The following is a 13,579-nucleotide window of genomic DNA, read 5'->3' as shown; positions in this document are numbered from 1 at the left end:
CTCAGCTCCGCACCCTTGCGGGTTCGAATCCCTCCGCATGCCCACAAGAAAACGCCCCGGACTGATGAAAGCCCGGGGCGCTCAGTTACCTTGGCTGGGACGGAGGGATTCCGCGTCCGCCTTCCGGCGGCCGCGCCCCGCTGCGTCGCTCCGCTCCTTGCGTGCTGCGCTGGAAAACGCTTCGCGTTTCCTCAGCTCCGCACCCTTGCGGGTTCGAATCCCTCCGCATGCCCACAAGAAAACGCCCCGGACTGATGAAAGCCCGGGGCGCTCAGTTACCTTGGCTGGGACGGAGGGATTCGAACCCCCAACAGCCGGCACCAAAAACCGGAGTTCTACCGTTGAACTACGTCCCAATGTGTGGTGCTGCCCAAAAGCAGCTCGTCTAGTTTACCTAATCTGCGAGGGCATCGCAAACGCCATCGAGCAGGCGTACGGCGAGTGTCTGTGCATCGCTTGCGGTGAAGGTTCCGTTGTAGCGCGTCATGCCCGTGAGCTCAATGCGGATGCGCGCGGGCTTTTGCTGCGCGGCGACATTGGCGGTGCGGATGCGCTGCGCCAGGTTGTGACATTCGGCAAGGGCGATCGTGGCGCGCGGCGCTGCATCTGCGGGCAGCTCATCGCTTGCGATCTCGAGTACCAGGTCCACGTCGGTCGGAACCTCGGAATCGCAAAGCATCATGCCGCTGTTGTCGGTCGTCGCCGTGGCGATGTTCCACATGCGCGATGCAACGCTGCGTGCGATGGGGTCCTCACCGATAACGGCAATCTGGAAGCGCTCGAGCACGTTGGCGGCGCGGGCAAAGCCGATGCGCGACTCGGCCTCGGTAACCGAGGGTTTGCCCTCCCACACGTGATGCAGACGGTTGATATAGGCGTAGGTATCCTGGAATGCCATGCCGTCGGCAAACAGGCCGACATTTTCTTGGAACTGCTGCAAGGCCGCCTCGGTGTGCGGGCCAAAGTAGCCGTCGTCCTCACCGCAGGCAAAACCCAAAACGTTGAGTGCCCTCTGCAGGGCCCGAACGTCGGCACCATGGAAATTGGGCATGCGCAGATAAAGCGTGCGGTCGCCCAGCTTATACGAGGCGTCTACCAGGGCGCTCCAACAGGGGATATCGACGGCGTAGCCAGCGGCAAGGCCGCTGTCGAGCCTAAAGGTGCCAACAGCCTGCTCGGTGGTGGTGCCAAAGCGCTTGTCGGCGACCTCGGCGTCATCGATTGTATAGCCGAGCTGCAGAAGGCGGGACTGGACGTCCTCGACGGCTGCTCCCTGCATGCCCGTTGTGATAGGTTCCATGAACGAGCCCCTTTCGGCGTACCATTCGTACTATTTGAGCGTGTGTCGGATAGACAACGCAAAGGGTTGCATAAACATGCACTCAACAGTGTAGCAAGTTGTACCCAAATACGCTGCTGACAGGTTTTATAACCCCCGCTAGTTAAGGCGCTCCACAAAGAAATCTGCCATGGAGTCGAACAGCTCGCGTGCATGCGGGTCGAGCTCGACACCTTCGATAGCGGCCTTGGCCTTGGCGGTCAGGTTGAGTGCGTAAGTGTGGGCGAAATCGACAGAGCCGGTCTGCTGGAAGATCTCCACGGCGCGTGCGAGTTGCGCGGGGTCCTCGGTGCCCGAGGAAAGGATTGCCTCGACTTCGTCGTGATAACGCTCGTCTGACAGGGCATGCACGGCGACGAGCGTGCGCTTGCCTTCTGTGATATCGGTGCGGAAGTCCTTGTTGGCGGCCTCCTTGGTGCCAATAAGGTTGAGCAGATCATCTTGGATCTGAAAGGCAAGGCCCGTGTGCAGGCCAAAGGCACGCAGCGCCTCAATCTGGTCTTCGCTGCCGCCACCGATAATGGCTCCGGCGGCAAGTGGCGTGGCTCCGCTGTAGTACGCTGTCTTGTGCGTCGCCATGTCCAGATAATCGTCGACCGAGATGTCAAAGCGCCCATCGCGGACCCAGCCCAGGTCGAGCGCCTGACCCTCGATGGTGCGAACGATCATCTCGGTGAGCTCGTGGAGCACGCGGAGCTTCACGTCTGCCTCGAGCGTGGGGTCGTCGAGAACCGTCTTGGTAACCATGGTGAGCGCTAGGTCGCCGCAGTTGATGGCAAGTCCCGTACCCTCGGTAAGGTGCATACAGGGCTTGCCGCGGCGCAGCTGGCCGTTGTCGGCGATGTCGTCATGGATAAGCGCTCCCGACTGAAAGTGCTCGATGGCCGCCGCCGCGCTTCGGGCGCTCTCAAAGCTGCCGCCTACCGCGGTGGCGGCGAGCATGCAGATGAGCGGGCGGTGGCGCTTGCCGGCATTGGCCGTAAATGCCGAGAGCGGGCCATACAGGTAGCGCTCGATATCGGCAGAGGTCGCCTGTCCGTCAAAGAACGTGGCCAGATAGTCGTTAATCTGGTCAAAATGCTGGGCTAAAAAGCTGGTAAACGGACTGGACACGGGTTCTCGCATTCTTTCTTAGGTTGCATCGTTGCGTTATGCAGACAACATATTGCCACATTAGGGCATCGAGCGCGGCGGTTGAAGACGATTGAGCCATGTTGTCGCAAATGCGGCAAGAGGCGCGGCTAGATAAGTCCAAAGTGCTCGAGCGCGGTGACGACGCCGTCGTGGTCGAAGCTGTCGGTGACGTAGTCGGCCTTTTCCTTGAGGAAGTCCGGCGCGTTGCCCATGGCGACGCCAACATCGACCGCCTCCATGAGGGCGATGTCTTTGCTTGCGTCGCCGATGCCGTACACAGTGCCGTGATCTGGCCCCAGGGCGTCAAGCACGGCCTTGATTCCGGCCCGTTTGGTGCATTCGCGAGGCGAGATTTCCGTGACCTCGAGTTCGAGCTCGTTGAGGCAGAGCAGAGGCCCAAGCTCTTCATCTTGGGCGATGCGGTTGGCGAGCGGTGTGGACATAAGAATTTTAATGCCGGTGTCGAGCGTCTTGATGCCGTCGATGATGGTGATGCCGCTGGCGGAGGTCAAAGACGACGGGTACTTAAGTCCAAGGTTATCGCCGCTCAGCTTAATGATCTCGCTCAAAAAGAAGCAGTAGGCAAAATAGGCCACGAGTGCCTCGAAGCAGCAGCGCGCCGGTTGCTTTTGGGCAAGGCCGATGGGCAGCGCTACGGCAAAAGCAGTGGGAGGCGTTTAAAGACCGTCCACGAGCCGCGCTGGATGATAGCCCAAAAACATACCAAGGGGTTCCGTATACGGCGAGGTCGCCGACGATGTCCGCAGACGTTGCGAGGGCGGAGACGCCGACCATAAGGCCCGATATGGAAAACAGCATGGCGGGCGCGAACATTGCCCCGCCAAAGCGTTGGATTTTCTGCAGCATAATATGCCTTCCGGATGCAACATGCTGTGCGAGCAAGAACGTTTAAACAATGAACTCATTGTAGAGGACTGGCTGCTTGCCGCATTGACGGTTTTGATTCGGTCCGATTTGGGTGCCGGGGGAACCGTCGACGGTAAATAATCCGTGCTTTGCCGATAGACGGTTTAAACAACCCCAAGAAATGCTATCGTGCCTAGCCATACATATTCATTAGAGGTGAAGCCATGCCAAAAGCGATTTACGAAGGAATCTACCGCGAGATCCGTTCGCGCATCATTAACGGGACCTATGCGTTCCAGGAGATGCTGCCAACCGAAGCCGAGCTGACCGCAGAGTTCGACTGCACGCGCAATACCGTCCGCCGCGCCTTGAGCATGCTGGCCGACGAGATGTTTGTGCAGCCCATACACGGCAAGGGCGTGCGCGTTATTTGGCTCAAGGGCGAAACCGACATGCTGGGCGCACTCGAGGAAGTCGAGTCGTTTGGCGAATTTGCAAAGCGCAGCAATGCCGTTGCATCGACGGACGTTAAGTCCTTTGAACATCTGGTCTGCACCGAGCAGCTCTCTCGTCGCCTGGGCTTTAAGGTGGGCGAGGAGCTGATTCGCGTAGTGCGTGTCCGAAGCCTCAACGGCAGCGCGCGCCAAGTGGACCATGGCTACTTTTTGGAGTCGATCGCCAAGGGTCTGACTCCCGAGATCGCGGCAGAATCTATCTACGACTATCTGGAGCACAAGCGCGGCATCAAAGTGATGGCGAGTCGCCGTACGGTGAGTGTCGAGCTCGCCAACGATGAAGACTGCAGCTATCTTGACCTCGGCAAATACAACTGCGTTGCCGTCATGGAGAGTCAGTCGTACACATCGGATGGCATCTTGTTCGAGGTGACGCATGCTCGCACACACCCCGAGATCTTCCATTACCGCGTCAATTCCAAGCGATAGGTAACAGACGCATAAGCTTGCGTTTCGATATGAAGCGCCCCGTGCTGTCGATGGGATATCGGCCGCACGGGGCGCTTTAATTGTTTAGACAATATTTGTCAAGTACGAATGTATCGAGAACCGTTCACCGAAGTTTTTCTACCGCTCTATTAATACCTGTTCAGACAACTAGGCAAACAGCGTATTGCACAAATCAGAAAAAGGGGCAAAGTCCCCGAACCAATCTCCGAAGGCGGCGGCAAAGGGCGCCGCCACGGTCTTTGGCCTGGGTCTCGTGGGCTGCGGTGGCTCCGCCGGCTCCGGCTCCTCTGCTTCTGGTGACGCTGCCGAGGTCTACTTCCTCCAATTCAAGCCCGAGGTCGACAAGGAGTGGAAGGAGATCGCCAAGGCGTACAAGGAGGAGAAGGGCGTCGAGGTCAAGATCGTGACCGCCGCCTCCAACACCTACGAGGAGAAGCTCAAGTCCGAGATGTCCAAGAGCTCCGCTCCGACCCTGTTCCAGGTCAACGGGCCCACCGGTCTTAAGAACTGAAAGGACTACTGCGCCGACCTGTCCGATACCAAGGTCCGCGGTGAGCTCGTCGACGACTCCCTGGCTCTGCAGTCCGACGGCAAGGATCTAGGTATCGACTGGGTCCAGGAGAGCTACGGCATCATCTACAACAAGCAGCTCCTCGAGAAGGCTGGCTACAAGGCCGAGGACATCAACTCCTTCGACAAGCTGAAGGCTTGCGCCGATGACATTCAGGCCCGCAAGGACGAGCTTGGCGTTGACGGTGCCTTCACTTCCGCCGGCATGGATGACTCCTCCAGCTGGCGCTACACCACCCACCTCGCCAACCTCCCGCTCTACTACGAGTTCGAGAAGGAGCACAACCAGGAGGATGACGAGATTAAGGGCGAGTATCTCGACAACTTTAAGCAGATCTTCGATCTGTACATCACCGACTCCACCTGCGATCCTTCGCAGCTTGCCTCCAAGACCGGCGACGACGCCACCAACGAGTTCGCAACTGGCAAGGCCGTCTTCTATCCTTCTCGTTGTGGGGTCGGCCTGCCGATGGGTGGGCAGTCCGCCTCCGATGTTCTGATTCGATGCACCTATTGTATACATGTTGTTTAAACATGTATAGGCAAGATAAAATAGTTGGTCGATTTTCGGCGAATGGTTACATGCCATGAAAAAGCCCCGGTCTCACATCGTGAGATCGGGGCAAGAACGGTGTGTAGGTTTTTGCTACTCGGCGTCGGCGAAGCCGTTGGGGTTGTGGCTCTGCCAGTTCCAGCTGTCGCGGCACATGTCTGCGATGTCGTACTGTGCCTTCCAACCCATCATGCGCTCGGCCTTGGAGGCATCACACCAGTTGGCGGCGATGTCGCCGGCGCGGCGCTCGCGAATCACGTAGGGCAGCTCTTTGCCACAGGCCTTGGAGAAGGCTGCGACAACCTCGAGCACCGAGGTGCCGGTGCCGGTGCCCAGGTTAAAGATCTCGACGCCGGTCTTGCCGTTCATCCAGTTGAGAGCGGCCACATGGCCCGATGCCAGGTCACACACGTGGATGTAGTCGCGCACACCGGTGCCGTCGGGGGTGGGGTAGTCGTTGCCAAAGACCTGAACGGCTTCGAGCTTGCCCACGGCAACCTGCGCGACATAAGGCACCAGGTTGTTGGGGATGCCCTTGGGGTCCTCACCGATCAGGCCCGACGGATGTGCGCCGATGGGGTTGAAGTAGCGGAGCAGCACAACGTTCCACTCGGGGTCGGCGGTGTGAACGTCCATAAGGATCTGCTCAATCATCCACTTGGTCCAGCCATAGGGGTTGGTCGCGGGCTTCTTGGGGTCTTCCTCGGTGACGGGCGGGTTATCCGGATCGCCGTAGACGGTCGAGGAGCTCGAGAAGATGATGGACTTGCAGCCATGGTTGCGCATAACGTCGACGAGCACCAGGGTGTTCTCGATGTTGTTGTGGTAGTACTCGACGGGCTTGCTCACCGACTCGCCGACGGCCTTAAAGCCGGCGAAGTGGATGACGCGGTCGATCTGATGGGTATCGAAGATCTTGTTCATGGCATCGCGGTCGAGCACGTTGGCCTCGTAGAAGGTGAGGTTCTTGGCGGCCTTGTCGCCCACGATGGTCTTGACACGGTCGACGGCGACGGCGCTGGAGTTGGAGAGGTCGTCGACGATGACGACCTGGTAGCCACCCTCGAGCAGCTGAACGACGGTGTGCGAGCCGATAAAGCCGGCGCCACCGGTTACGAGGACGCAGGTGTCTTTGGGGTCGAGTGCTTTGGACATGTAGTCTCCTATCGAATCAGGAACACTTCCTGAGGGAGTATAGCGCAGGCAGGGGCACCCAAAACGTGCAGGGCAGGAAAAGCAGACGAACATGCTAACGTACTCATGGAAATGTTTGGCGTGGGCATAACCTTGACTTTGACGTTTGCATACGAGCCGCCGACCATGCGGTTTGCTGCCGTTCGTGGAAATCGTTGGGACGCGTCGGATGTACGCTAATATGTATGAGTTGAGCGACATATAAATAAACATGTAACGGAGTAGATATGTCACCAAACAGCGATTCCATCCTTTCCCAGGAGCTTTCGCGTCGCACTGCCCTCAAGGCCTTGTTCGGCGCCGCTTCTGCAGCCGTTCTTTTTGGTCTGCCCGCTCGCGCCCATGCTGCGGAGGCCACCAAGGAAACCACCGACAAGCTCAATGCGGCCCAGGCTCAGCTTGACGAGGTCCAGGCCCAGCTCGACAGCATCGCAAATGAATACGCGGCGCTGGCCAACAAGAACGCCCAGACCCTCAACGATATCGAGAGCGTACAGGGCCAGATTGACAGCACGCAGGCGCAGATTGACGAAAAGAAGGCCGAGCTCAAAAAGAAGCGCGGCGATCTTTCCGATCGCGTTTCCGCCAACTATAAGTCGGGCGGCACCAACATCCTGTCGCTGCTGCTCGCCTCGGGCTCGTTTGAGGAGCTCGTCGCCAATGCGCACTATGTTGAGAAGATCAACAAGAGCGACCGCGACGCCATCGAGGATATCCAGACCATCCAGAAAGAGCTCGATACACAGAAGTCCGAGCTCGAGTCGCAAAAAGCCGACTTGGAGAAGCTCAAGGACCAGCAGACTGCCCAGATGCAGGACATGCAGGCCAAGCAGCAAGAGGTCCAGACGGTTCTGAACGGCCTCTCCGACGACGTCAAGGAGCTCATGGCTCAGCGCGATTCCGAGATTCTCGCTGCCGCCCAGGCTGAGGAGGCTGCCAAGAAGGCTGCCGCTGCTGCGGCTGCCGCAAACAAGAACAATTCCTACTCGGGTGGTTCAAACTCGGGTGGCGGATCGTATGCGCCCGGAAATCCGCAACAGAATGCCGGCTCGGGCAAGCAGCAGGCTGTCGTCAACGCATGCTACTCCACGCCTTCGCCTGGCCTGAACTGGTGCGCCGCCTGGGTCACCAACGTCTTCCGCAACGCCGGCGTGGGCTACTTTGGCGGCAACGCGTGCGACATGTTTAACGCCTGGTGCTACAGCTCCGATCGTTCGGCGCTGCAGGTGGGCATGATCGTGGCCGACTCGTCGCACAGTGGCACCGGTATGCCGGGTCTGCTGTACGGACACGTGGGCATCTATGTTGGCGGCGGCATCGTTATGAGTAACGAGGGCGCCATCACGTCGAGGTCGCTTGACTCGTTCATTAGCTTTTACGGTACTGGCTCTGGCGTGCGCTGGGGCTGGCTCGGCGGTATTGCACTGTCGTAGCTGCGGCTTGGTCCGGGACTGCGGGCGAGGCATAAGGCTGCCTGCTCGGGCAGTCCTGCTCGCGCGGAGAGCACATTAAGTGCTCTCCGGCTCGTGCGGAACTCGCGATCAACCTTATGCCTCTCGGACTGTCCCGGCCCTCACGGGTCCTGAGCACGACACACCGGACTGGGTTATCTGAATAAATATGGTGAAGGCCCCTTTTGGGGCCTTCTTTTTATAAAAATTCGCCTACTCGGTGGACTTCGGGTTCTAGGTCTACGCCGAATTGGTCTTTGACGGTTGCTTGGATGTGGCGGATGAGTTCGTCGACGTCGGCGGCGGTGGCGTGGTCGGCGTTGACGATGAAGCCGCAGTGCTTTTCGCTCACCTGGGCGCCGCCGACGGCATGGCCGCGCAGGCCGGCATCCATGATGAGCTTACCGGCAAAGTGGCCCTCGGGGCGCTTGAAAGTGGAGCCGGCACTCGGCATGTCGAGCGGCTGCTTGTCCTCGCGGCGTTGGCGGTAGTCGTCCATGTCGGCCTTGATCATCGCGGCGTTACCCGGGGCGAGATTGAAGGTGGCCGAAAGCACGATGAAGCCGTCGTCGGCGATGCGGCTCTTGCGATAGCCCAGATTGAGCTCGTCGACATCGAACTCGATGATGCTGCCGCTACCGCGGGTGCCGTCGTCGAGCATGCGGGCGGGCTTGTAGACGCGTACAGACTCCAGCACGTCGGCCATGCAGGCACCGTAGGCGCCGGCGTTCATGTAGCAGGCGCCGCCGACCGATCCGGGGATGCCCGAGATGGGCTCCATGCCGGTGAGACCGGCCTCGGCTGCCGCGGCCGCAACATCCGAAAGCAGCGCACCGGCTGCTGCCGTAACGTGCGTGCCGTCGACGGTAATGTCGGAGAGGCCCTCGCCTAGCGCTACGACGACGCCGCGTATGCCCTTGTCGCCGACGAGTAGGTCGGAGCCGTTGCCCACGATGGTGAGTGGCAGATCGCAGCGATAGCAGGTATCGAGCGTGGCGACGAGGGCCTGCTCGGTGTCGGGCGTGACAAAGACGTCGGCCGGGCCGCCAATCTTAAACGTGGTGTGCTCGCGCATGGGCTCGCTCATCAACACGTTGTCCTCGCCGGCAACGCCAGCGAGCGCGCACAGCAGGTCCTCGTTAAAAAAGTCGTTCTCGTGCATCCGAATATCCGCCTTTTGGTGGTCGTTGTCATCAATCGATTGCAATATACCCCACCTGGACGTATTTGGTGCGCTGGCGGCGATAAAACAGCCGTCTACCGGATTGGTAAAGTGTTTATCATCGAGGTAGAGGGGCAGTCGCTATACTTTCAAGAGATTGCGCGTAAACTCGGAAGGAGCGAGATGGCCAACAAAGTCACCCTCAAGCAGATCGCCCAGGAGGTGGGGCTTTCCCCCTCGTCGGTCTCGCTTGTTCTCAACAATCGGCCTTGTCGCATCTCGGAAGAAAACCGCAAGCTCATCAAGGAGGTCGCGGCGCGCAACCACTATGTTCCCAACCAGATTGCGCGCAGCCTGGTCATGCGCGAGTCACGCACCCTGGGCCTTATCGTCCCCAACATCGAGAGCCGATTTTTTGCCTCACTTGCCGGTAGCTTGGAAAAGCGCTGCCGCGAGGACGGCTATGCGCTCTTTATTACCAGCTCGGGCGGAAGCGCCGACGACGACCTGGAACTGCTGCGCCAGCTGGTGACGCGCGGCGTCGATGGTGTCTTCCTGGTGGTAGGCGACGAGTTCTCGGACGACCGTGCCCTGCGCGAAGAGGTCAGCCATCTACCCATCCCTGCCGTGATGGTCGACCGCGCCATTGAGGGGCTCGAGTGCGACAAGGTGATGTTCGACCACGAGATGGGTGGCTATATGGCTACCCGCTATCTGATCGAGCAGGGCCACCGTCGCATTGCCTGCTTGGTTAATGCGCGTCGTTCCAATACGGGTCGCAAGCGACTTGCCGGCTATGAGCGCGCGCTGCGCGAGGTTGGCCTGCCTATCGACGCGCGTTTGGAGTTTGAGAGCGAGTACTACATTCCGAGCGCCTACGAGGCCTCGGAGGCGGTGCTCGCAACCGACGCCACTGCCGTATTCGCGAGCTCGGACAACATTGCCCTCGGTTTGCTCAAGCGTTTGCACGAGATGGGGAAGAGCATCCCGGGCGATATTTCGGTGGTGAGCTATGACAACTCGGCGGCCGACGTTCTCTTTGAGCCGGCGCTGACCGCCATTGAGCAGGATCCTGGTGTCCTCGCGGAACATGCTTTTGGCTGCATGTCCAAGCGTCTTGCCGGTAGGGGCGGTAGGCGTGCCGAAGAGGTCGTCCTGGAGCCGGCGCTTATCGTTAAGGGCAGCGTGCTCGAGCTTACTAAACATAACTAAACACGTTTATCAATTTGCAGAGACCGAATGTGGAACACCTGTGGCAGACAATGCCGCAGGTGAATGTCGTGTTTTGTTGATCGATGTGATTGATAAGGGTGATAAAACGTTTTTTCACCATGATAAAACGTTTTAGCAAATATACTAGTCCCAACGAATGGTTGCCGTATTGGAGGGCGACCGCACAGCGGAGGGACATAAACAATGGCTAAAACACTGGGGACGCCGTGGAAAAAGCTGGGCCACGAGGTGCCGGCTTCCGAGCTCGAGGGCGTCGACCTGTATTGGCGTGCATCGAATTATCTGTCCGTCGGTCAGATCTACCTTCGCTCTAACCCGCTCATGCGCCCCGACTTTGTCGATGAGAAAACCGGTGAGGTGCGCGACTTTGGTCGCCCGGACGTTAAGCACCGCCTGGTCGGTCACTGGGGCACCACGCCCGGCATTAACTTCCTGTTCGGTCATGTCAACCGCCTCATCGCCGATCACAACCAGAACGCGATCTTCTTGATGGGCCCGGGTCACGGAGGTCCCGCTGGCACCGCCCAGTCGTTGCTCGATGGTACCTACCGCGAGATTCGCCCCGACATCACCAATGACGAGGCCGGCCTGCAGAAGTTCTTCCGCCAGTTTTCCTACCCCGGCGGTATTCCGAGCCATTTTGCGCCCGAGACGCCTGGCTCCATCCACGAGGGCGGCGAGCTCGGCTACACGCTCAGCCACGCCTACGGTGCCGTCATGGATAACCCGAGTCTGCTGGCCGTGGCTGTGGTGGGCGACGGCGAGTCCGAGACCGGTCCGCTCGCGACCTCTTGGCAGTCTAACAAGCTCGTGAACCCGGCAACCGATGGTATCGTCCTGCCGATCCTGCACCTCAACGGCTACAAGATCGCCAACCCCACCATTCTTGCCCGCGTGTCCGACGAGGAGCTCACCAAGTTCTTTGAGGGCATGGGCTATAAGCCGCATTTCTTTGTCGCCGGCTTTGACGACGAGAGCCATGCGAGCATTCATGCGCGTTTCGCCGCCCTGTTCGAGCAGGTCTTCGATGAGATCTGCGATATCAAGGCCACCGCTATGGCTCAGGCCACTGCGGGCGAGACCGTGGTCCGTCCGGCCTATCCCATGATCGTGTTCCGTACGCCCAAGGGTTGGACCTGCCCCAAGCAGATTGATGGCAAGAAGACCGAGGACTCCTGGCGCGCCCATCAGGTGCCGCTGGCGAGTGCCAAGGACACCCACGAGCATTTCCGCGTGCTGCGCGAGTGGCTGCGCTCCTACAAGCCCGAGGAGCTCTTTACGCCCGAGGGCCAGGTGCGCCCCGAGGTGACGGCCTTTATGCCGACCGGCGAGCTGCGTATCGGCGCCAATCCCAACGCGAACGGCGGCAAGGTACGCCGCGAGCTCGAGCTTCCCGATATTCACGCTCACGAGATCCCCGTCGCAAGTAAGGGCCACGGCTGGGGCTCCACCGAGGCCGCCCGCGTCTTTGGTGAGTACACTGCCGATGTTCTGGCCAAGAACATGGATGATTTTCGCATCTTCGGTCCCGACGAGACCGCGTCCAACCGCCTGCAGGCTGCCTATAAGGTGACCAAGAAGCAGTGGGATGCCGGTTTCTACGAGGACGATGCCAACGACGAGCTGCTGGCCGGTTCCGGTAAGGTTGTCGAGCAGTTGTCCGAGCACCAGTGCGAGGGCTTCCTCGAGGCCTACGTGCTCACCGGCCGCTCCGGTGTGTGGAGCTCCTACGAGAGCTTTGTCCACGTGGTCGATTCCATGGTCAACCAGCACTGCAAATGGCTCGAAGCAACCAAGCGCGAGATTCCGTGGCGTGCTCCTATCAGCGGCCTCAATATTTTGCTGTCGAGCCATGTCTGGCGCCAGGACCACAACGGCTTTTCGCACCAGGACCCCGGCTTTATCGACCTGCTGCTCAACAAGGCAAACGACACGCATGTCGTGAATGCTTATTATCCGGCCGATGCCAACATGGCCCTTGCTGTGGCCGAGCGCGTCTACCAGTCCACCGACTGCGTCAATGCCATCTTCTGTGGCAAGCAGCCCGCCCCCACCTTCCAGACGGTCGACGAGGCCAAGTCTGAGCTCGCCGAGGGCGTAGCGACCTGGGAGTGGGCATCGACTGCCGACTCGCTCGCCGAGGCCGACGTCGTGGTCGCTACTTGCGGTGACGTGCCGACGCTCGAGGCACTGGCCGCAACCGATATGCTGCGCGGGCTGGGCATCAAGGTCTGGTTTGTCAACGTAGTCGATCTGCTCAAGATCCAGAACGTCTGCGAGAACGACCAAGCCATCAGCGATGAGCGCTGGGCTGAGCTGTTTGGCCGCGGCGAGAAGCCCGTGCTCTTCGCATTCCACGCCTATGCCGGCACGATTCGCCGCCTGATCTGGAACCGTCCCGGCCACGATGCCTTCCGCGTTCACGGCTACGAGGAGAAGGGCTCCACGACCACGCCGTTTGACATGCTGCGCCTGAACAACATGGACCGCTGGGCCCTGGCCGCCGACGTGCTGCGCATGGTTGACGCCGATAAGTTTGCCGAGCAGATTGATGAGTGGGAGGCCTTCCGCACCGAGGCCTTTGAGTTCGCGTGCGACGAGGGCTTCGATCACCCGGCCTTTACCGACTGGGTCTGGCCCGATGCCGCGGCCGCAACCGCTGCTGACGGCGTACTCTCCGCAACGCAGCTAACTGCCGGCGACAACGAATAGCATCCGGGACGGTCTCGCGCTGGGGCCTGCTCTGGGCGGGTTGCCTTGCTCCGGGAAGTGGGCTTCGCGAACTTCCCGGAGCAAGGCAACCCGCCCGGAGGCGGCCCTCTCGACCGTTTCGATATGCGGGGGCTGATTTTTTTATGTAATGGGGACCTTGCTTACGCTGCCTTAGAAGCCGTGCATCTAACTATGGTCAGCCAAGATTGCATTGCCGGGGGGGGGGGGGGGGGGGGGGGGGGGGGGGGGGGGGGGGGGGGGGGGGGCGGAGGCCCCCCACCCCCCCCCCACCCCCCCCCCCCCCCCCCCCCCCCCCCCCCCCCCCCCCGCCCCCGCCCCCGTCCTCGTCCGTGAACTTTTCCGCTGGGCGAGCCATAGACACCACGCACCGATGCAGTA

10 protein-coding genes, 1 tRNA gene and 1 pseudogene are annotated in these 13,579 nt (G+C 60.2%); 6 read left to right on the top strand and 6 right to left on the bottom strand.

Annotation, left to right across the window (positions count from 1 at the left end):
* Positions 1-281 precede the first annotated feature (281 nt).
* From ACTM82_RS07945 to ACTM82_RS07930, 4 genes are all read right to left on the bottom strand, one after another.
* Positions 282-356, bottom strand: a tRNA-Gln gene (locus ACTM82_RS07945).
* 38 nt (positions 357-394) lie between these two features.
* Positions 395-1,300: a peptidoglycan-binding domain-containing protein gene (locus ACTM82_RS07940; protein ID WP_441055360.1), complete on the bottom strand. Its 906-nt coding sequence runs from the start codon at positions 1,298-1,300 to the stop codon at positions 395-397.
* Between the two features lie 138 nt (positions 1,301-1,438).
* Positions 1,439-2,452, bottom strand: coding sequence for a polyprenyl synthetase family protein (locus ACTM82_RS07935; protein WP_441055358.1), 1,014 nt, complete (start codon positions 2,450-2,452; stop codon positions 1,439-1,441).
* Positions 2,453-2,580: 128 nt separating this feature from the next.
* Entirely contained in the window at positions 2,581-3,069 is a 489-nt protein-coding gene (locus tag ACTM82_RS07930; RefSeq protein WP_441055356.1) for an HAD family hydrolase, read from the bottom strand.
* Between the two features lie 253 nt (positions 3,070-3,322).
* On the opposite strand from ACTM82_RS07930, the gene ACTM82_RS07925 reads away from it, so the two are divergent.
* The 3 genes and pseudogenes from ACTM82_RS07925 (at position 3,323) to ACTM82_RS07915 (ending at position 5,407) form a co-directional block, all read left to right on the top strand.
* On the top strand, positions 3,323-3,481 hold the full coding sequence (locus tag ACTM82_RS07925; protein ID WP_441055354.1) for a hypothetical protein: 159 nt from the start codon (positions 3,323-3,325) through the stop codon (positions 3,479-3,481).
* An 83-nt stretch (positions 3,482-3,564) separates the two neighbouring features.
* Positions 3,565-4,284: a GntR family transcriptional regulator gene (locus ACTM82_RS07920; protein WP_441055353.1), complete on the top strand. Its 720-nt coding sequence runs from the start codon at positions 3,565-3,567 to the stop codon at positions 4,282-4,284.
* 274 nt (positions 4,285-4,558) lie between these two features.
* Positions 4,559-5,407: pseudogene (locus ACTM82_RS07915) on the top strand (ABC transporter substrate-binding protein).
* Between the two features lie 114 nt (positions 5,408-5,521).
* Here ACTM82_RS07915 and galE read toward each other — a convergent pair.
* Positions 5,522-6,583: a UDP-glucose 4-epimerase GalE gene (gene galE, locus ACTM82_RS07910; protein WP_154515134.1), complete on the bottom strand. Its 1,062-nt coding sequence runs from the start codon at positions 6,581-6,583 to the stop codon at positions 5,522-5,524.
* Positions 6,584-6,849: 266 nt separating this feature from the next.
* Between galE and ACTM82_RS07905 the strand changes: the two genes are divergently transcribed.
* Positions 6,850-8,055: a PcsB-like coiled-coil domain-containing protein gene (locus tag ACTM82_RS07905; RefSeq protein WP_427719726.1), complete on the top strand. Its 1,206-nt coding sequence runs from the start codon at positions 6,850-6,852 to the stop codon at positions 8,053-8,055.
* A 217-nt stretch (positions 8,056-8,272) separates the two neighbouring features.
* Here the strand turns inward: ACTM82_RS07905 and murB are convergent, their stop codons facing one another.
* Positions 8,273-9,235 (bottom strand): UDP-N-acetylmuramate dehydrogenase, encoded by a 963-nt coding sequence (murB, locus tag ACTM82_RS07900; protein ID WP_441055368.1) that lies wholly within the window; start codon positions 9,233-9,235, stop codon positions 8,273-8,275.
* Between the two features lie 183 nt (positions 9,236-9,418).
* Here murB and ACTM82_RS07895 point away from each other — a divergent pair, with 183 nt between their 5' ends.
* Positions 9,419-10,447, top strand: a complete 1,029-nt coding sequence (locus tag ACTM82_RS07895; RefSeq protein WP_118388843.1) for a LacI family DNA-binding transcriptional regulator — start codon at positions 9,419-9,421, stop codon at positions 10,445-10,447.
* A gap of 204 nt (positions 10,448-10,651) precedes the next feature.
* The gene (locus ACTM82_RS07890; protein WP_441055351.1) at positions 10,652-13,180 is read left to right on the top strand and encodes a phosphoketolase family protein; all 2,529 of its coding nucleotides are present in this window, start codon (positions 10,652-10,654) and stop codon (positions 13,178-13,180) included.
* The last annotated feature ends 399 nt before the right edge of the window (positions 13,181-13,579 follow it).

Origin of the sequence: Collinsella sp. HCP3S3_E5 (assembly GCF_052067635.1) — a bacterium.
In the GTDB taxonomy this organism is placed as follows: Bacteria; Actinomycetota; Coriobacteriia; order Coriobacteriales; family Coriobacteriaceae; genus Collinsella.
Note: the sequence above shows the minus strand (reverse complement) of the source record. Positions and strands in the feature narration are given on the sequence as shown.